18 protein-coding genes are annotated in these 17,576 nt (G+C 71.7%); 12 read left to right on the top strand and 6 right to left on the bottom strand.

Going from position 1 to position 17,576, the window contains the following annotated elements; genetic code table 11:
• Positions 1-75 precede the first annotated feature (75 nt).
• Together Pmi06nite_RS08080 and Pmi06nite_RS08075 are read right to left on the bottom strand one after the other, a co-directional pair.
• Entirely contained in the window at positions 76-1,713 is a 1,638-nt protein-coding gene (locus tag Pmi06nite_RS08080) for an ABC-F family ATP-binding cassette domain-containing protein (RefSeq protein ID WP_203952258.1), read from the bottom strand.
• A 75-nt stretch (positions 1,714-1,788) separates the two neighbouring features.
• Positions 1,789-2,241 carry a MarR family winged helix-turn-helix transcriptional regulator gene (locus Pmi06nite_RS08075; protein WP_203952257.1) on the bottom strand — a complete coding sequence of 151 codons (453 nt, stop codon included), beginning with the start codon at positions 2,239-2,241 and terminating at the stop codon, positions 1,789-1,791.
• A 54-nt stretch (positions 2,242-2,295) separates the two neighbouring features.
• On the opposite strand from Pmi06nite_RS08075, the gene Pmi06nite_RS08070 reads away from it, so the two are divergent.
• The 4 genes from Pmi06nite_RS08070 (at position 2,296) to Pmi06nite_RS08055 (ending at position 6,128) form a co-directional block, all read left to right on the top strand.
• Positions 2,296-3,168, top strand: a complete 873-nt coding sequence (locus Pmi06nite_RS08070; protein ID WP_203952256.1) for an alpha/beta fold hydrolase — start codon at positions 2,296-2,298, stop codon at positions 3,166-3,168.
• A 70-nt stretch (positions 3,169-3,238) separates the two neighbouring features.
• Positions 3,239-3,673: a DUF2809 domain-containing protein gene (locus tag Pmi06nite_RS08065; protein WP_203952255.1), complete on the top strand. Its 435-nt coding sequence runs from the start codon at positions 3,239-3,241 to the stop codon at positions 3,671-3,673.
• Between the two features lie 20 nt (positions 3,674-3,693).
• Positions 3,694-4,512, top strand: coding sequence for a PIG-L family deacetylase (locus Pmi06nite_RS08060; RefSeq protein ID WP_203952254.1), 819 nt, complete (start codon positions 3,694-3,696; stop codon positions 4,510-4,512).
• 242 nt (positions 4,513-4,754) lie between these two features.
• Positions 4,755-6,128: a sensor histidine kinase gene (locus tag Pmi06nite_RS08055; RefSeq protein WP_203952253.1), complete on the top strand. Its 1,374-nt coding sequence runs from the start codon at positions 4,755-4,757 to the stop codon at positions 6,126-6,128.
• Between the two features lie 70 nt (positions 6,129-6,198).
• Here Pmi06nite_RS08055 and Pmi06nite_RS08050 read toward each other — a convergent pair whose 3' ends face one another.
• Entirely contained in the window at positions 6,199-7,362 is a 1,164-nt protein-coding gene (locus tag Pmi06nite_RS08050) for a winged helix DNA-binding domain-containing protein (RefSeq protein ID WP_203952252.1), read from the bottom strand.
• Positions 7,363-7,423: 61 nt separating this feature from the next.
• On the opposite strand from Pmi06nite_RS08050, the gene Pmi06nite_RS08045 reads away from it, so the two are divergent.
• The gene (locus tag Pmi06nite_RS08045) at positions 7,424-8,434 is read left to right on the top strand and encodes a helix-turn-helix transcriptional regulator (protein ID WP_203952251.1); all 1,011 of its coding nucleotides are present in this window, start codon (positions 7,424-7,426) and stop codon (positions 8,432-8,434) included.
• A gap of 177 nt (positions 8,435-8,611) precedes the next feature.
• Positions 8,612-9,625 (top strand): zinc-dependent alcohol dehydrogenase, encoded by a 1,014-nt coding sequence (locus Pmi06nite_RS08040; RefSeq protein ID WP_203952250.1) that lies wholly within the window; start codon positions 8,612-8,614, stop codon positions 9,623-9,625.
• 77 nt (positions 9,626-9,702) lie between these two features.
• On the opposite strand, the gene Pmi06nite_RS08035 is transcribed toward Pmi06nite_RS08040, so the two are convergent.
• The 3 genes from Pmi06nite_RS08035 to Pmi06nite_RS08025 all read right to left on the bottom strand — a co-directional run bounded on the left by Pmi06nite_RS08035 (position 9,703) and on the right by Pmi06nite_RS08025 (position 11,935).
• Positions 9,703-10,800: an ADP-ribosylglycohydrolase family protein gene (locus Pmi06nite_RS08035; protein ID WP_203952249.1), complete on the bottom strand. Its 1,098-nt coding sequence runs from the start codon at positions 10,798-10,800 to the stop codon at positions 9,703-9,705.
• A gap of 71 nt (positions 10,801-10,871) precedes the next feature.
• On the bottom strand, positions 10,872-11,507 hold the full coding sequence (locus tag Pmi06nite_RS08030) for a class I SAM-dependent methyltransferase (protein WP_203952248.1): 636 nt from the start codon (positions 11,505-11,507) through the stop codon (positions 10,872-10,874).
• Positions 11,504-11,935 (bottom strand): DUF6069 family protein, encoded by a 432-nt coding sequence (locus Pmi06nite_RS08025; protein ID WP_203952247.1) that lies wholly within the window; start codon positions 11,933-11,935, stop codon positions 11,504-11,506. Before Pmi06nite_RS08025 ends, Pmi06nite_RS08030 begins: the two co-directional genes overlap by 4 nt.
• Before the next feature lie 186 nt (positions 11,936-12,121).
• On the opposite strand from Pmi06nite_RS08025, the gene Pmi06nite_RS08020 reads away from it, so the two are divergent.
• The 6 genes from Pmi06nite_RS08020 (at position 12,122) to Pmi06nite_RS07995 (ending at position 17,557) form a co-directional block, all read left to right on the top strand.
• Positions 12,122-13,303 (top strand): sensor histidine kinase, encoded by a 1,182-nt coding sequence (locus Pmi06nite_RS08020; protein WP_239113750.1) that lies wholly within the window; start codon positions 12,122-12,124, stop codon positions 13,301-13,303.
• Complete coding sequence (locus tag Pmi06nite_RS08015; protein ID WP_203952246.1) at positions 13,291-13,953, top strand: response regulator; 663 nt, start codon at positions 13,291-13,293, stop codon at positions 13,951-13,953. Before Pmi06nite_RS08020 ends, Pmi06nite_RS08015 begins: the two co-directional genes overlap by 13 nt.
• A gap of 107 nt (positions 13,954-14,060) precedes the next feature.
• On the top strand, positions 14,061-14,459 hold the full coding sequence (locus tag Pmi06nite_RS08010) for a CBS domain-containing protein (protein WP_239113749.1): 399 nt from the start codon (positions 14,061-14,063) through the stop codon (positions 14,457-14,459).
• Between the two features lie 101 nt (positions 14,460-14,560).
• Positions 14,561-15,187, top strand: coding sequence for an FMN-binding negative transcriptional regulator (locus Pmi06nite_RS08005; RefSeq protein WP_203952244.1), 627 nt, complete (start codon positions 14,561-14,563; stop codon positions 15,185-15,187).
• A 99-nt stretch (positions 15,188-15,286) separates the two neighbouring features.
• A complete protein-coding gene (locus tag Pmi06nite_RS08000) occupies positions 15,287-16,174 on the top strand; it encodes an ACT domain-containing protein (RefSeq protein ID WP_203952243.1) in 888 nt (295 codons plus the stop codon).
• A gap of 117 nt (positions 16,175-16,291) precedes the next feature.
• Complete coding sequence (locus tag Pmi06nite_RS07995) at positions 16,292-17,557, top strand: D-arabinono-1,4-lactone oxidase (RefSeq protein WP_203952242.1); 1,266 nt, start codon at positions 16,292-16,294, stop codon at positions 17,555-17,557.
• Positions 17,558-17,576 lie beyond the last annotated feature (19 nt).

The raw sequence follows: 17,576 nt of genomic DNA, 5'->3' as shown, positions 1-17,576 counted from the left end.
ATGACTCAAATCACACAAAAGGGTGCTGTTGCCCTTTTGATTGGGTCACGTGTGCTTCTACATGTCGTGCCGTACTCAGACTTCGGAGATCCGCCCGGCCTCGACCCGCAGGCGGCGGTCCACCTGGACGGCCGACAACATCCGCCGGTCGTGCGTGACCAGAAGTAGTGTGCCCGGGTAGTTCGCGAGGGCGGCCTCCAACTGCTCGATCGCGGGCAGGTCGAGGTGGTTGGTCGGCTCGTCGAGCACGAGCAGGTTGACGCCTCTCGCCTGCAGCAGGGCCAGCGCGGCCCGGGTCCGCTCGCCGGGGGACAGGGTCGCCGCCGGGCGGGTCACATGCGCGGCCCTCAGCCCGAACTTCGCCAGCAGGGTCCGCACCTCCGCGGGCGGCATCGGTGAGACGAGCGCGGCGAAGGCGTCCAGCAGCGGCTCGTCTCCCAGGAAGAGCCCGCGGGCCTGGTCCACCTCGCCGACCACGACGCCGGGGCCCAGTGAGGCGTGGCCCTCGTCGAGCGGGAGCCGGCCGAGCAGCGCGGCCAGCAACGTGGACTTGCCCGAGCCGTTGGCGCCCGTGATCGCCACCCGGTCCGCCCAGCCGATCTCCAGGTCGACGGGTCCGAGCGTGAAGGAGCCGCGCCGGACGACGGCGCCGCGCAGAGTGGCGACGACCGCGCCGGCCCGGGGCGCCGCGGCGATCTCCATCCGCAGCTCCCACTCCTTGCGGGGCTCCTCGACCACGTCGAGCCGCTCGATGAGCTTCTCCGTCTGGCGGGCCTTGGCGGCCTGCTTCTCGGTCGACTCGATGCGGACGTTGCGCCCGATCTTGTCGTTGTCGCTCATCTTGCGGCGGGCGTTCCTGACGCCCTTCTCCATCCAGGAACGCTGCGCGCGGGCCCGGGACTCGAGCTGGGCCCGGGTGTCCGCGTACTCGTCGTACTGCTCCCTGGCGTGTGCCCGGGCGACCTCACGTTCCTCCAGGTACGCCTGGTAGCCGCCGCCGTACAGCCGTATCTGCTGCTGGGCCAGGTCGAGTTCGAGCACGCCGGTGACCGTCCTGGCCAGGAACTCGCGGTCGTGGCTGACCAGCACGGTGCTTGATCGCAGACCGGTGACGAACTTCTCCAGCCGGTCGAGCCCGTCGAGGTCGAGGTCGTTGGTCGGCTCGTCGAGAAGGAACACGTCGTAGCGGCTCAGCAACAAGGAGGCGAGGCCCGCGCGGGCGGCCTGGCCGCCCGACAGCGAGGTCATCGGCTGTTCGAGGTCGATGGTGAGGCCCAGGTCGGCGGCCACCTCGGCGGCCCTCTCGTCGAGGTCCGCGCCGCCCAGCGTGAGCCAGCGCTCCAGGCTCGTGCTGTAAGCGTCGTCGGCGCCCGGGAGGCCCTCGACCAGCGCCTGGGTGGCGGCGTCGAGGTCGTGTTGCGCCCGGGCGACGCCGGTTCGGCGGCCGAGGAAGTTCTGGACGGTCTCTCCCGGCCTGCGGTCCGGCTCCTGGGGAAGGTGGCCGACGACCGCCGTGGGCGGGGAGAGCCGGATGGCCCCCTCCTCCGGCTCGTCGATGCCGGCCAGCAGGCGGAGCAGCGTGGACTTGCCCGCGCCGTTGACCCCGACAAGCCCGATGACGTCGCCTGGGGCGACCACGAGGTCGAGCCCCGAGAACAGGACCCGGTCCCCGTGCCCGGCGGCCAGGTCTTTCACCACGATCGTTGCGCTCATATCCCGACCGATGCTAGTGCCGTGTCGCGGATGCCGCCGCTTTCGCGGGCGCCGGTGATCGTGTCGGCCCGATGATCAGTGATCACGCGCGTGCGCGCTGTACAGCCGCTGAAGCAGGTCGTTGAGGCTCCCGCGCTCCTCGTCGTCCAGCACCTCGAGGAAGTCGTCCTGAACTGAGGACGCCGTGGCGGCCAGGGTGCCGGCGAGCGTGTCCCCGTCGGCGGTCAGGGTGACCGTGCGGCGGCGGCCGTCCAGCGGGTCGGCCTCCCGTCGGATCAGTCCCTTGACGGCCATCTGATCCAGGACCGGCACGATGTTGCGCGTGTCCACGGCCACCAACTGCGCGAGCCGTCGCTGACCCAGGGGCCCCTGGTCCTTGAGGACCACCAGGACCGAGTGCTGACTCTGGGTGAGGCCGTGAGCGGTGAGGAACGCCGTCCAGGAGCGGGCGGCCAGCGATCCCAGGCGCGCCAGCAGGAACCCGGTGCCGCGTTCGTACGAGGGACGGTGGTCGCCACTTCCGATCATGACTGTCACGGTACCAGGTAGACATGAATCATGTCTTTTCGATATACATGATTCATGTCTATTGAGCTACGTCACAGCCGGGTGGGCGTCGGAGACTGCACGCTGCACGTCGTCGAGGCCGGAGACCCCCGTGGCCGGCCGTACGTGTTCCTGCACGGCTGGCCGGAATCGTGGCGCACCTGGAAGGAGGTCATGGCCCTCGCCGGGCGGGACTCCCGCGCCATCGCCATCGACCTGCCGGGAGTGGGGGAGTCGACCGCCACGGCGGGCGGCGGCGGCAAGCGGGCCCTGGCCGAGACGGTCCACGAGCTGATCCAGGCCCTCGGGCTCACCGACGTCACCCTGGTCGGGCACGACGCCGGCGGGATGGTCGCCTACGCCTTCCTCCGGAGATATCCGCAGATCGCTCGCGTCGTCATCATGAACACCGTGATTCCCGGGGTGGAGCCGTGGAACGAGGTCATCAGGAACCCCCACATCTGGCACTTCGGCCTGCACAACGTCCCCACGCTGCCCGAGACGCTGGTGCGGGGGCACCAAGCCGACTACTTCGCCTACTTCTACGACGTGTTGTCGGTGGATCCGTCGAAGATCACCGCGGAGTCGCGCGCCGCCCATGCCGCCGCCTACGGCAGCGACGCCTCGCTCACCGCCGGGTTCGACCTCTACCGGGCGTTCGCCCAGGACGCCCGGGACAACGCCGTCGCGAGCGCCGCCGTCCACACCCCGGTGCTCTACCTGCGTGGGGGAAGTGAAGGGGGTGACATCGCGACCTACGCCGCCGGATTCCGCGCGGCCGGGGTGGAGGACCTGACCACGGCCCTGGTGCCGGACGCGGGCCACTTCGCCCAGGAGGAGGCTCCCGCGGAGGTCTGGCGGCTCATCCACGGCTTCGCCACCGGACAGTCCTCGCCGGACGGTGAATGATCCGGCCCGGCGGTCGCCGCCGAGGAGGAGCCGCGCGGTATCTGTCGGAGGCGGCCGCTACGGTCGTCACATGTCGCGCGCCCCCGTCGCCGTGGCCACGATCGTGACGATCGCCGCCGGGCTGTTGATCAGAGCGTTCCTGGGCGGTCCGTTCGCCAAATACGCGGGGGACGCGCTCTACACCGTCCTGCTGTATCTGCTCGTGCTGCTCGCGGTCCCGGCCGCCCGGCCCTCGCGGGTCGCGGCGATCGCGGTCGCCGCCAGCTGGTTGATCGAGTTGTCACAGCTTCTCGATCTGCCCGCGCTCGTGCGCCCGATTCTCGGCAGCACGTTCAACCCCCCTGACCTGCTCTGGTACGCCGTGGGAGCCGGGGCGGCCTGGGCGGTCCACGCCGGGCTCGGCAGAGCAGCTCGCTCGGGCACGTCGAGCGGAGTCCAGGATGGAGACCACGAATGGGACGGCCCGGCCGGCGAGGACCCCACGCCGTCTCCGGGCCGGCCGTGACGAACGGAACTGAGGATCGAATGGCTCGAGAGTTGACGGTGATGGCGGTCCACGCCCACCCGGACGACGAAGTGATCAGCACAGGCGGGATCCTGGCCCGCTACGCGAGGGAGGGAATCCGCACGGTTCTGGTGACGTGCACCAACGGGGAGCAGGGTGACGGACCCGGAGGGGTGAAGCCCGGCGAGGACGGCCACGACCCCGAGGCGGTGGCCGAGCATCGGCTCGGCGAGCTCCAGGAGTCGGTCGGGCACCTTGGCATCGCCCATGTCGAGCTGCTCGGATACCGGGATTCCGGCATGGAGGGCTGGGAGGCGAACAAACACCCCGACGCCTTCGCCAACACCCCGGTAGAGGTCGCCGCCGCGAAGCTCGGCAAGCTCATGGAGCGCTACCGGCCCCAGGTCGTCGTCACCTATGACGAGAACGGCGGCTACGGCCACCCTGATCACATCCAGGCGCACCGGATCGCCGTGGCCGCGACCGAGAGCACCGGGATCCCGGACAAGCTGTACTACGCGGCGATGCCCCGCGCCAGGATGCGGGAGATGTTCGAGCACATGCGCGCCCTGGGCGCGGACTGGGCCGAGGGCGAGATGCCCGACGACTTCGGCACCCCGGACGAGCTCGTCACCACCGCCGTCGACGTCTCGGCGTACTTCGAGAACAAGGTCAAGGCTCTGCGGGCGCACGCCAGCCAGGCGGACGGCGCGTTCATGCTCGGGCTGCCCGAAGACGTCCAGCCACGTGTCTTCTCCCCGGAGTACTTCACCCGTCACTTCTGCCGCATCAGTGCGCCGGATCGGGAGGACGACCTGTTCGTGGGGCTCCGCGCATAGGTGCGAGCGGGAGGGTCGAATGGTGGCTGGCGGTAACGACGAGCGCCCCACGGGCTGGAATCGTGGAGGAGTCACCACCGGCGTCCGTCCGCATCAGGGCGACGGCCGGTTCGACCAGTGGGGATATGTAGCATCCATAAGGCGCATACAGTATGCAATTCCCTCTATCGGGGGAGATGGGGTATCTGCGAGGGGGAAGCGTTACGGCCGGCAGGCCCGGGCGCGCGGCGCGCGTCCGGCGCGTGTTGTTGTATGCGCGCCCGCGCTCCATCCGTGGCCGCATCACCGCTCTCGTCACGCTGCTGGCCCTGGCTCTCCTCGTCCCCACGGCCGTCGCTGAGGGAGCGGTGGGTCGCCAGGCCATCGCCGACGCCATCTGGCTGGAGGCCAGGCAACAGGCCGACCTCACGGCGGCGGCCGTCCGGGCGGGAACCACGACCGATCCGATTCTCCCGCGGGTGGGGGGCGCGCCCCTGATCCAGGTGGTCGCGCCGGACCGCCATGTGATCGACGCCTCAAAGGACGCCCGGGGGCTCCCGCCCCTCAGCTCGGTCTGGCCGAGTGCGAGCGATCCGGAGCGCGACGTGCAGACCTGTGCCTCCGCGCAGGTGGGGTGCGTCCGGCTGTCGGCGCTCCGCGTACTGCCGTCGGCGAACTCGCCGGTCGTCTACGCGGGCCGGCCGGTCGCCGCGCTGACCTCGACGGAGATCTTCGCCCGGTTGTTCGGGATTCAGGACGCCGTGCTGGTGCTCCTGGCGGCGTGGGCGACGTGGCAGGTGACCGGTCGCACGCTCAAGCCCGTGGAGGTGATCCGCACCGACCTCGCCGCGATCAACTTCAACGACCTGAGCGGACGGGTCCCCGAGCCTCCGGGAGACGACGAGATCGCCCGGCTCGCCCGGACCGTGAACGGCACGCTGGGCCGGATCGAGAACGCCAAGCGTTCCAGCGACCGGATCCTGAGCAGGCAGCGCCAATTCGTCGCCGACGCCTCGCATGAGCTGCGCACCCCGCTCGCGGGATTGCGGACGGAGCTTGAAGAGGCGCAGATGCATCCGAAGGAGACCGACCTGGTCGCCCTGCTGGACGACGCGATGGGTGACGTCGACCGGCTCGAGCAGATCATCACCGATCTGCTGCTGCTGGCCAGGGTCGAGTCCACCGGTGAGGGCGAGAGGGCGCACGTGAACCTGTCGGACCTGGTCCAGCGCGAGGTCTCCGAGCGGCCGGGAAGGCCGCAGGTGCGGCTGTGGGCCGAACCTGACGTGTTCGTCAGCGCGGTCCAGGCCCAGATCGTCCGGGCCCTGCGGAATCTGCTCGACAACGCCCAGCGGCACGCGCGGAACAGCGTGGAGGTCCAGGTGGGACGGTGCGGCGGCTTCGCGGAACTGGTGGTGTCCGACGACGGGCCGGGCATCCCCGAGACCGATCGCGAACGCGTCTTCGAACGGTTCACCCGGCTGGACGCCGCCCGCAGCCGCGACCACGGGGGCACCGGCCTCGGCCTGGCCATCGCCCGCGACGTCGCCCACGCGCACGGCGGATCGTTGCGGGCCGGCGAGTCACCCGGCGGCGGGGCCAGGTTCGTCTTCAGGATCCCCCTGGCCGAGTCCTGACGGCTTCCTCCCCGGGAATCCGATGACCGGTTCTCTCCCCGGGAATCCGATCACGGCACCTCCGCGGCGTCTACGCGTGACCGCCGACGGTGACGGTGCCGATCGTCAGCCGGGCCCTCGCCTCGAGGATCTCGCCGACTCGTTCCGCCTGGTGGCCGAGCTCGTCCTGCTGCGAGGCGTCGAGCCGCACGAGCGGCTCGACGGTCAGGTCGACCCGGCCGCCCGAGCGGCGCTGATGCCACAGCCCGGCGACCACTCCGTCGACGATCAGGGCCTGGAAGTTCCCCCGGAGCACCCGCTCGCCGGCCCGGCCCGGATAGAGCAGCCCCGGTGGCTGGTTGCCGACACGGTAGGCGTAGGTGTCGAAGTAGGGGAGCAGCCGTACCGACGGCGCCACGGGGGCGGGCACCGCGGTGTCACCCGCGACCACCCACGCGGCGACTCCTTCGACCTCGACCTGCTGGAGGTCACCGGCCAGGGACGCGAACAGGTCGGCCGCCCAGCGGGCCGGGGCGTTGAGCCAGTGCGCGAACCGCTGGGGCGTGGCCGGGCCGTACGCCCGCAGATAGCTCTTCACCACGTGGGCGAGGGCAGGAGGCGTCTCGGCGGGTTCGAACCCCGGCGACCACCGGCCGGGATGGGTGTAGGTGACCTTGCGGCCCCTGTTGGGTCCGAAACACAGAACGCCCCGCATCCCTGCGAGGTGGACGGCCTGGCGCCAGCGCGCCCACCTGCCCTGGAACGCGGGCATGACCAGGTCTCCCGCCCAGGACCCCGCCCGGTGGATCACCTCGTCGTTGAGCTCGTCGATCGTCAGCTCTCCGTCCTGCAAGGCCTCCGCGATGGCCGCGAGGACCTTCTCGGTCTGCTCCGGGGTCATCCGTACGTCCTCGGGGAACCCCTCGCGCGGGGGTGGGACGGCCGACAGCGCCGCGACCCACAGGGGCAGGTCGTCACGCGGCAGCAGATGGACGGTGCCGCGCGGGCCGAACGTCTTGATCAGACTGTGGTCGCCCCACAGGGCGGTCCGGACGTCGGTGCGCGTCACGCCCGCGATGCGCAGGCCGACGCCGAGCTCGGCGCCTGAGATTACCTGCGCGTGCACGCCCGCCATGGCGCGGGCCACGTCGGCGGGCCGTGATCCGGCCGACGGGCGCGCCAGCCCATGCCACTCCAGCCGCCGGGCGCACACGTCGCGGAAGGAGAGGCGGACGGGGTCGGTCTCGGTGCTCATGAGGCGACCCTAGGCATCATGTAGGTCAGATCCTGGCCCAAATGGTCGGCAGGATGGATCCATGGGCGACACCTCCGCACGGCTGCTCACGCTCCTGTCCCTCCTGCAGACCACCCGGGAGTGGCCCGGCACCGAGCTGGCCGAGCGCCTCCAGGTCAGCCCCCGCACCATCCGGCGTGACATCGACCGGCTGCGTGAGCTGGGCTATCCGGTGCGGGCGACGATGGGCGCCGCCGGCGGCTACCGGCTCGCCGCGGGTACGGCCATGCCCCCGCTGCTGCTGGACGACGAGGAGGCGGTGGCGATCGCGGTGGGTCTGCGCACCGCGGCGTGGCATCCGGTGGACGGCATCGAGGAGTCGTCGGTGCGGGCGCTGGCCAAGCTCGAGCAGGTGCTGCCGTCTCGGTTGCGGGCCCGGGTGGGAGCTCTCGGCGCCGCGACCGTCCCGATGCCGTCGGCGGGCGGGCCGAGTTTCGACCCCCGGCACCTGGCGGTCCTCGGTGCCGCCGCGGTCAATCGGGAACGGCTGCGCTTCGCCTACGAGGCGGCTGACGGGAGCGAGAGCAGGCGCCTGGTCGAGCCGTACCGCGTGGTCGCGGCCGGGCGCCGCTGGTACCTGCTGGCCTACGACCTCGACCGGGACGACTGGCGGATCTTCCGGGTCGACCGGATCGGCGACCCCTTTCCGACCGGCGTGCGCGTCCCGCCGCGTGAACCGCCTGAGAAGGACGCGGTGGCATTCGTCAGGAGCAGGATGTACTCACTCGCGCCTTCCTACGAGGTGGCGGCGACCGTGCATATGCCCGCCCGCCAGGTGGTGGCGGCCCTCGGCGCCGCCGCCGGCGACGTCGAGCCGATCGACCGGCACTGCTGCCGCCTGCGCGGGCGGGCCGACACCCTGGAGTGGCTGGCCGCGCGGTTGCTCATGCTCGGGTGCGAGGTGGAGGTGCACGACCCGCCTGAACTGGTGGCCTACCTGCGAGAGCTGGGTGCCCGCGCCGTCCGTGCGGCGGGAGCGGGTCCGGCGTCACCCCGGGATCACGCCGGGCGGAGTGAGCCCGGCGAGCCCTGACGGGTCGCGGCCCACACGTCCCGCCGTCGGGACCCATCGGAACAATGCTCTGATAAACGGAACGCCGGTACGATACCGCCCTGTGGAGCCCGAAGACGTGCACAGGCCGCCTCGGCCAAGGTCGGAAATCGGCAGGCGCGCAGGACGCGCACGGCGGGTTCCGGCACCGCGATGACCATGCGCGCGTTCGTCATCACCGGGCCCGGACGGGGCGAGGTGCGGGACGTCCCACGGCCGGAGCCCCTTCCCGACGAGGTGATCGTCGACGTCGAGTGTGCCGGCGTCTGCGGAACCGACGCCGAGTTCTTCTCCGGTGAGATGGCCTACCTGCACACCGGCGAGGCGCGTTACCCGATCCGGATCGGCCACGAGTGGGCCGGCGTCGTCTCCGCCGTCGGCGACGCGGCAGACCCCTCCTGGATCGGCAGGCGGGTCACCGGCGACACCATGCTCGGCTGCGGGCACTGCCACCGTTGCCGCGCCGGTCGCCGGCATCTGTGCGCCGACCGCTATGAGATCGGCATCCGCAACGGCCGGCCGGGCGGCCTCGCCGAGCAACTCCCGGTGCCGGTGCGTGCCCTGCAGTCGCTGCCCGACACGCTCGATCCCGCGCTCGGCGCCCTGGTCGAGCCGGGAGGCAACGCGCTGCGCGCCGTGCGGGGGGCGGGCCTCCAGCCCGGTGAGCGGCTGCTCGTCCTGGGACCCGGCACGATCGGGCTGCTCGCCGCCCGGATCGCCGCGGCGGAAGGAGCCGAGGTCCACCTGCTCGGCCGTACGAGACAGTCGCTGGACTTCGCCCGACGTCTCGGCTTCGCCCATGTGTGGACCACGGAGACACTGCCGGCGCTCCGGTTCGACGCCGTCATCGACGCGTCGAACGCCGCCGCGCTGCCCGCGCTCGCCCTCGAACTGGTCGAGCCGGGACGGCGCGTCGTCTACATCGGCCTCGCCGGTGAGCCGAGCCTCGTCGACACCCGGACCATCGCACTCAAGGACGTCACCGCCGTCGGCGTGCTCAGTGCCTCCGGCGGTCTGGAGGGCACCGTCGACCTCTACGCCTCCGGCGCCGTCGATCCGCGGCCGCTCGTCGCGGCGACCGTCGCCCTGGAGGACCTCGCCGCGGTCCTCGGCGGCGAACGCCGTCCCGAATGGGGCGACGCCCCGAAGATCCATGTGGATCCGCGCCGCTGACCGCCGCGCGAGGTCGTCGCACGCGGGTAGAGCAGGCGGGAGGAACAGGCAGGAGGAAAGAACGTGCCGGCCCGCAGTCAGGTGCCGGGATACCTGTCCGGTCGCGGGTCACCGGAACCGGTGAGCAGGTCGGTGAGGTCGTCGGCGAGTTCGGTGATGGTGTCCCCGCCCTCCAGCCGGGACAGCCAGGGGCGGGGCAGAGCCGCCTCGCCGTGGCGGGCGCCCAGGAGGTTGCCGCAGAGGGACCCGGTGGAGTCGCTGTCTCCGGAATGGTTGACGGACAGCAGCAGCGCCCGCTCGATGTCGTCCTCGCTGACGAGGGCGCAGTAGACGCCGATCGCGAGTGCCTCCTCGGCGACCCAGGCGCCGCCGAGGCTCTCTACGGCCTCCGGCGACGGGCGTCCCTCGCCCGCCAGCGCGACCGCGGCCTCGACCGCGACGGTCGTCTCCTCGTGTGCGGGCTGCCCGCCGAGCAGGCCGAGTGTCTGCTGTACGGCCTGGCTCACCGTGTCGCCACGCGACAGGAAGAAGACGATCGCGGCGAAGGCCCCGGCCGCGACGTATCCCGTCGGATGTCCGTGGGTGATCTGGGCGCATTCCGCGGCGAGCCGGAAGGCGCCGGACGCGTCGGATGCGGCCAGGCCGAAGGGGGCGGAACGCATGACGGTGCCGCAGCCCTTGGATCCGGGATTGACCGGGCCCGGCATGCCCGGCGCGGCGAGCGGGCCGAGGTTCTGATGCAGGCCGGACAGGCAGGCGTTGCCGGGCGCGCGTCGCGAGTACAGCCAGGTCTGCTCGCGGAGCCATCCCGTGCGGACGAGGCCGTCCGCGGGCGGCGGCGAGCGGTGGTCCTGGGTGTCGAGCCAGCGCAGATAGGCGTTCCGGACGACGTCGACCTCTGCCCCGGCGATGCCCTTCCCTCTCCGGCGCACACCGGCCCGGATCAGCCCCTCGACGGTGAACAGCGTCATCTGGGTGTCGTCGGTGACGAGACCGACCTTGCCGCGCCAGTCGTGCACGAGGCCGGTCAGTCCGTCCCGGCCATGGACGCGCCGGATGACCTGGAGGGAGTCGAACTCGACGGGCGCACCCAGGGCGTCGCCGATCGCACCGCCGAGCAGGCAGCCGCGCACCCTGCTCCGGAACCTCTCACCATCTGTCTCTTCGTCGCTCATGCGCATGATCTCCTCTCGCTGGAGCGACCGTAGCGAGACGGGACGACATTCGCGATCATTCGGGTCTGAGGTCAGCGGATGAACGCCTGCCCGGCGATGTACGGCCCGTGCACGGCGAGGCGCCTTCCGGAGGAGAACCATCGCAGGTCGACGCCCTCCCAGCCCGCACGCCCGATGGTCTTCCAGGTCTCCCGGCAGGGATCGCACCCGTCCCCGCTGAGCCGGGAGAGACCGGACCAGAGACGTTGCGACCGCCGCGCCCATGTGCCCGCAGGCGCCGCGACGTGTTCGAAGAACAGGAAACGGCCGGGGCGCCGCAGCACTCGCCGGATCTCGGCGAGGACGCGGCCGGGGTCGGCCACCGAGCACAGGACGACGGTCGACAGGACGGCGTCCACGCTCCCGTCAGGCAGCGGGATCGCCTCAGCCGGGGCGTCGAGGATCGTCGGTCGACGGCCGTGGGCGGCGGCGGCCCGTGTCAGCCGTCCATGCTGCCGCCGGTCCGGTTCGAGGCCGATCCAGGCCACGCCCGCGGGGAGGAGGCCGAAGTTGGCCCCCCTGCCGGCCCCGACTTCGAGAACCGTGCCGGTCAGGGAGCCGAGGAGCCGGTGCTTGCGCCTGGTGTAGGCGGCCATGTCGCCGATCGGCTCGCGCGCACCCGCCGGGCCGTGATCCGTGTCCGGCCCGGTAGTGCGTCCCGCGTTCACCCGCGGCGCCGTACGGTCAGGCCCGGGATGAGCACGGCGCCGACGGTCAGATGCATGCACGCGAGTGCCACCAAGCTCGCGGCACCGACCGCGCCGAGGGGGCCGCTGAGCGAGAGCGCGAGCACCACGACGGCGAGCACCGTCCATATGCGGCGGCCCCTTCTCATGAGGCGCTCCAGGAGCGCGAGTGACGCCCAGGCCGCGAACCCGGCGACGAGGCTCGCGGCCACGACGGCGCCCGCGCCGACGTGCTGCTCGGCACCGCTGAGCCGTACGGTCAGGTCGATCCCGGCGAGGGGGTCGGCGACCGCCCAGACCGCCAGGGCGGCGACCGAGGCGCCGGCCACGACGACGAGCCGGCGGACTTGGGTGGGCCGGTCGGTCGCCGGGGTGGTGGAGGCGGGTGCGAGATCGGAGCGAGCGGACATTTTCGTTCCCTTCGGGGGGTGAAGCGCCGTGCCGCCGGGGTTGTTTCCCTGCGGTCCAGTGCAGAATGACCCGCTTGCGACGGCCGGCGCATCGGCCGCGAGGCCGCGGACGGTACGACTCAGGTCGGGCGGAGCATCGACTTTGGTCGGTGTCGGGGATCCGGCGCTCCGATCTACTGTGAGCGGGTGAATGAGTGTGCACCGGCCGAGATGATGAGCCCTCGCGCGGGCGTCCCCGGACGGGCCGTCACGGTCGCGGTGACGCTCGGGATGACCGCGATGACCGCGCTCGCGTTCTGGGGCCAGACCGACGCGCACGGAACGACGACGGCTCTGGTCGTCGACCTGGTGGTCGGGACGGCGGCCTGCGCCCTCGTACCCTTACTGCTCCACCGGCCTGTCACCGGGGCCCTCGCGCTGACGGTGCTGGTCGCGCTGTCACCGGTCGCCACGCCGACAGCCACCATGAGCGCCTGGTACGTCGCCCGATGGCGCCGCTTCCCCGTCGCGGGCGCGGTGGCGGCGGCGGGGATCGCGGCGCACGCGATCCAGGCCCTGTCGCGACCGCCGGGAGGGCTGTCGTACGGCTGGTGGGTGTTCATGACCGTCGTCGCGTACGCCGCGCTGGTCGGCTGGGGCGCGCTGGGGCAGGCCCGGCACAGCCTGATCGTGTCGCTGCGTGAGCGCGCCGACCGCGCGGAGGCGGAGCAGGGCCGCCGAGTCGCGGAGGCGAGGATCGCCGAGCGCGCCCAGATCGCCCGTGAGATGCACGACGTCCTGGCCCACCGGCTCTCCCTGGTCGCCACCTACGCGGGCGCGCTGGAGTTCCGTCCCGACGCGTCTCCGGAGAAGCTGTCCCGCGCCGCCGGCGTGGTGCGGGCGGGGGTGCACCAGGCGCTCGACGAGTTGCGTGAGGTCATCAGCCTGCTGCGCGACGACGGCCCTGAGGAGACCGCCGGCGAGGGACGGCCGCAGCCCGTGCTGACCGACCTGCCCCGGCTGGTCGGCGAGTCGCTCGACGCGGGAATGCGCGTGCGGTTGGACGACCGGACGGCGGACCCGGCGGCGCTTCCGGCCACGACCGGGCGGACGGCCTACCGAGTCGTCCAGGAGGGGCTGACCAACGCCCGCAAGCACGCTCCCGGCGTTCCCGTCGAGGTGTTGCTCGATGGCCGGCCGGGAACGGGGCTGGTCATCGACCTGCGCAACCCGCTGCCGGACGACCCGTCGACCGTGCCCGCCATCCCGGGCAGCGGCACCGGCCTGATCGGGCTGACCGAACGGGTACGGCTCGCCGGAGGACGGCTCGACCACGAGATCACCTCGGGGGAGTTCCGCCTCCGCGCCTCGCTACCATGGCCCGCGTGAGCCTTGCTGTACGCGTTCTCATCGTGGACGACGACCCTCTGGTGCGTGCCGGGCTCTCGCTGATGCTCGACGGCGCGAACGGCATCGCGGTGGTCGCCGAGGCGGCCGACGGGGACGAGGTCCCGGCCGCGATCGACGCGCACGCCCCCCAGGTCGTGCTCATGGACCTGCGGATGCCGCGAGTGGACGGGATCACGGCCATTCACCGGCTGCGGAGGCGGCAGAGCCCCCCGGAGGTCATCGTGCTGACGACCTTCGACACCGACGAGAACGTCTTACGGGCGCTGCGCGCCGGCGCCAGCGGATTCCTGCTCAAGGACACCCCGCCCGCCCAGATAGTGGACGCGGTGCGCCGGGTCGCGTCGGGGGACCCGATCCTGTCTCCGGCGATCACCCGCCGGTTGATGGAGAAGGTGGCCACCGCGTCCGGCGCGTACGAGCGGGCGCGTGACGCCCTGGCCGGACTGAGCCCCCGCGAGCACGACGTCGTCCTCGCCATCGCCCAAGGGCTGACGAACGCCGAGATCGCCGCCGATCTCCTCATGAGCGTCGGCACCGTGAAGGCGCACATCACCCACATCCTGACCAAGCTCAGTCTCGGGAACCGCACGCAGATCGCGCTCCTCGCCCACGACGCCGGTCTCGCCTGACGCCCGGAGCGCTCAGGACCGGATGCCCTGGGTTAGCCCTCTCCTCTCCGGGTAGAGCGGCTAACCGGAAGGAGGGGTGGAAGATGACGCAAAAAGTACGAGATGTCATGACTCCGGGTCCGGTAATGCTGACCAGGGAGGCGACCGTCGCGCAGGCCGCCAAGCTCATGCGCGACCAGGGCATCGGCGACGTCCTGGTCATCGAGGACGGCGAGCGGCTGTGCGGCGTGGTGACCGACCGCGACATCGTGGTACGTGCCGTGGCCGAGACCCGCGACGTGACGGCCACTCCGATCGGGGTGCTCTGCAGCTCCGACGTGGCGACCGTCACCCCCGACCAGGACGCCGACGAGGTCGTGCGCCTGATGCGCCAGAAGGCCGTGCGCCGGGTTCCGGTCGTGGAGAACGGCCACCCGGTCGGGATCGTCTCCATCGGCGACATGGCCGTGGACCGGGATCCGTCCTCGGCGTTGTCCGACATCAGTGCGGCCCCGCCGAACAACTGACGGCCCGGCGTGCCTGCCCGCCCCGCATCTCCCCTCCGGGAGGCGCGGGGCTTCCACATCTCGATTGCCGTTCATGCTGGAATGTACATACATTTCACCGTGTGTTGATTCACCCTTGGGACGCTGCCGCCGACGACGAGGCGCTGGCCTTCGTCCGTGCCAACGAGTTCGGCCATCTGGTCGCCTCCGGCCGCGACCGGGAGGTGCCGGTCGTGGTGCCGACCCAGTTCCTCGTGACCGGTGAGTCCGCGATCGTGCTGCACCTGGCCAGGCCCAACCCGATCTGGGCGGCGATCGAAGAGAACCCCATGGTCGTGCTGTCCGTCGCGGGTGACTGGGCGTATGTGGAGGGCGCGTGGAAGGCCCTGCCGGGGACGGACGAGGAGCCCGGCCTCGGCGTCCCCACCACCTACTACGCGGCCGTGCAACTGGTCTGCCGGGCGGAGATCGTCACCGACGCGGACGGCGTGCTCGAGATCCTGCGGGCCCAGTTGGCCCGCCTGGACGGCGGCCTGGCCGATCCCCGCGAGCACTCCAGGAGACTTCCCGGCATCCGCGGCCTGCGCCTGGCCGTCCAGAAGATCAACGGCAAGTTCAAGTACGGCGGCAACGTCGACGAGGCCCACCGCCGGTACGTCGCGGACCGGCTCGCCGAGCGGGACGGTCCCGGCGACGCGGCCGCCCGCGGCCATGTGCTCCGCCGTACGTCATCGAGCGAAGCGGGGTGACGCCGGCCCGGAGGAGGCGGCCCGGACGTGCGGACGGTTTAATGCTGCCGTAATTGCACACTGCGTGATCGTGAAACAACCGACGGTCAGCCTGGCCCCATGAGTGAAGCACACGGTGCCGATCGGGCCCGCACCCCGGACGAGGTCTCCGCGTCATGGAAGCGCGAGGCCGTGGAACTGGCGGTGCTGTTCATGACAGTGGGCCTGGCCCATCTGCTCGCCATCCTCCTCGGGCACACCGACCCCGGTCCCATGGTGCTCGTGGGCCTGGGTGTGGCGGTGATCGCCGGGGCCTTCGTCCATAAACGGCTGAGTACGCGGCGGGGGCGCGTCCGCCCTCTCGGTGAGCCGGGGCGCGTCCGCCCTCCCGGTGAGCCGGGGGACGTCGACGAGGACCGGCCCATGAGCCTGTGGCGCATCCGCACCCGCGTGGTCGACAGGCCCGGCCGCCTGGCCGGGCTCGCCGGCGCCTTCGCCCGTCTGCGCTGCAACGTCCTCGCCCTGCACATCGCGGCCACCGGCAGCAGCGCGACGTCGCCCTCCGGATGCGACGCCCTCGACGAGTTCGTGATCGAGGCGCCCACCGACCTCACCATGCGGGACCTGCGGTCGGCCGTCGGCGAGGCCGGGGGCCTCGACACCGTGATCGTGCGCGCCCATGTCGAGGATCTGGTCGATCCCGGGGTCCAGGCCCTGGTCCTGGCGCATCGCGTCAGTGAGGAACCCCATCGGCTGCCCGAGGCGATGGCGGAGTTGTTGCGTGCTCCCGCGGTCCACTGGCGGCGTCCCGGCGACACCGTCGACGGCACGGGGGAACTCGGGACGACCCTGGTCGTGTCCGTCCATCCGGAACGCGCGCTGCTGGTGAGCCGCCCGGCGCTGCCGTTCACGCCGACGGAGGCGGCGAGGGCCGCCGCGCTGGCCACATCCGCCAGGCGGCGGCGGTATCACTCCGGCAGGGCGCCCGGCCGTACCGTCGGCGAATAGGACGCCCGCCGCCGGGACGGGGTGTGAACACGGCGCCCGGTCTCCGTCTGTGCTCGTGCTCTATCGTGCACGTACGGCAGATCCGACTTCGTGAGCTGAATCAGAGGAACACCTCAAGTGACCCATACAGTGACGAATTGGGCGGGCAACGTCGCTTTCCGTGCGGAGCGCGTCGAACGGCCCTCCTCCCTGGAGGAGCTGCGCGGACTGGTCGCGCGCAGCCAGAAGATCCGCGTGCTGGGCAGCGGGCACTCGTTCAACGACATCGCCGACTCGGCGGGGTCGCTGGTCGCACTCGACGGCCTGCCGCCCGAGGTGGAGATCGACAGCGCGTCCGCGACCGTCAAGGTCGCCGCGAGCGTGCGCTACGCCGAACTCGGGCGCCGTCTGCACGAAAAGGGCTGGGCCGTTCCCAACCTCGCGTCTCTGCCGCACATCTCCGTCGCCGGGTCCTGCATGACGGGCACGCACGGCTCCGGAAACGCCAACGGAGGTCTCGCCACCGCGGTCGCGGCGATCGAGATGGTCACCGCGGACGGCGACCTCGTGACGTTGAGCCGTGACGAGGACGGGGACCGCTTCCGCGGAGCCGTCGTGGCGCTCGGCGCGCTCGGCGCGGTCGTCACGATGACGCTGGACATCGCCCCCGCGTTCGAGGTGCGCCAGTACGTCTATGAGGGGCTCGCGGGCGAGGTCCTCGACGATCACTTCGAGGACATCGTCTCCTCCGCCTACAGCGTGAGCCTGTTCACCGACTGGCGGTCGTCCCGGATCAACCAGGTCTGGGTGAAGGAACGCCTCGGCGGGGAGGCGGGCACCCCCGTGCAGAGCCTGTTCGGGGCCACGCCCGCGGACGGCCCGCGGCACCCCGTTCCCGGTGTGGCCGCCGACGCCTGCACGACCCAGATGGGCGTCCCCGGCCCCTGGTTCGAGCGTCTCCCGCACTTCCGGCCCGACTTCACCCCGAGCAGCGGTGAGGAGCTTCAGGCGGAGTATCTGCTGCCCCGGCGGCACGCCGTCGCGGCGCTGCGCGCGCTGGACGACATCCGTGACCGGATCGCCCCCGTCCTGCAGATCTCGGAGATCCGCACCGTCGCGGCGGACGACCTGTGGCTGAGCCCCTCCTACGGGCGCGACACCGTGGCCTTCCACTTCACGTGGGTCAAGGACACCGAGGCGGTGCTTCCCGTGCTGACCATGATCGAGGAGCGGCTGGCGCCCTTCGACGCCAGGCCGCACTGGGGGAAGCTCTTCACCGTGACCCCGGAGGCCCTGCGGTCCCGATACGACCGGATGGACGACTTCCGCGAGTTGGCGCGTCAGCTCGACCCCGCCGGCACGTTCGCCAACGAGTTCGTCAGCAGGTACGTCCTCGACGTCTGAGCGGCCCCCACCTCGGGGA

The sequence above is a fragment of the Planotetraspora mira genome (genome assembly GCF_016863275.1).
GTDB classification, from domain to species: Bacteria; Actinomycetota; Actinomycetes; order Streptosporangiales; family Streptosporangiaceae; genus Planotetraspora; species Planotetraspora mira.
This window is presented reverse-complemented; position numbering and strand designations above follow the sequence as displayed.

Coding starts and splice junctions, on each gene's coding strand:
- Pmi06nite_RS08080 (WP_203952258.1), bottom strand. CDS start 1,713: ATGAGCGCAACGATCGTGGTGAAAGACCTGGCCGCCGGGCACGGGGAC.
- Pmi06nite_RS08075 (WP_203952257.1), bottom strand. CDS start 2,241: ATGATCGGAAGTGGCGACCACCGTCCCTCGTACGAACGCGGCACCGGG.
- Pmi06nite_RS08070 (WP_203952256.1), top strand. CDS start 2,296: ATGTCTATTGAGCTACGTCACAGCCGGGTGGGCGTCGGAGACTGCACG.
- Pmi06nite_RS08065 (WP_203952255.1), top strand. CDS start 3,239: ATGTCGCGCGCCCCCGTCGCCGTGGCCACGATCGTGACGATCGCCGCC.
- Pmi06nite_RS08060 (WP_203952254.1), top strand. CDS start 3,694: ATGGCTCGAGAGTTGACGGTGATGGCGGTCCACGCCCACCCGGACGAC.
- Pmi06nite_RS08050 (WP_203952252.1), bottom strand. CDS start 7,362: ATGAGCACCGAGACCGACCCCGTCCGCCTCTCCTTCCGCGACGTGTGC.
- Pmi06nite_RS08045 (WP_203952251.1), top strand. CDS start 7,424: ATGGGCGACACCTCCGCACGGCTGCTCACGCTCCTGTCCCTCCTGCAG.
- Pmi06nite_RS08040 (WP_203952250.1), top strand. CDS start 8,612: ATGCGCGCGTTCGTCATCACCGGGCCCGGACGGGGCGAGGTGCGGGAC.
- Pmi06nite_RS08035 (WP_203952249.1), bottom strand. CDS start 10,800: ATGAGCGACGAAGAGACAGATGGTGAGAGGTTCCGGAGCAGGGTGCGC.
- Pmi06nite_RS08025 (WP_203952247.1), bottom strand. CDS start 11,935: ATGTCCGCTCGCTCCGATCTCGCACCCGCCTCCACCACCCCGGCGACC.
- Pmi06nite_RS08015 (WP_203952246.1), top strand. CDS start 13,291: ATGGCCCGCGTGAGCCTTGCTGTACGCGTTCTCATCGTGGACGACGAC.
- Pmi06nite_RS08010 (WP_239113749.1), top strand. CDS start 14,061: ATGACTCCGGGTCCGGTAATGCTGACCAGGGAGGCGACCGTCGCGCAG.
- Pmi06nite_RS08000 (WP_203952243.1), top strand. CDS start 15,287: ATGAGTGAAGCACACGGTGCCGATCGGGCCCGCACCCCGGACGAGGTC.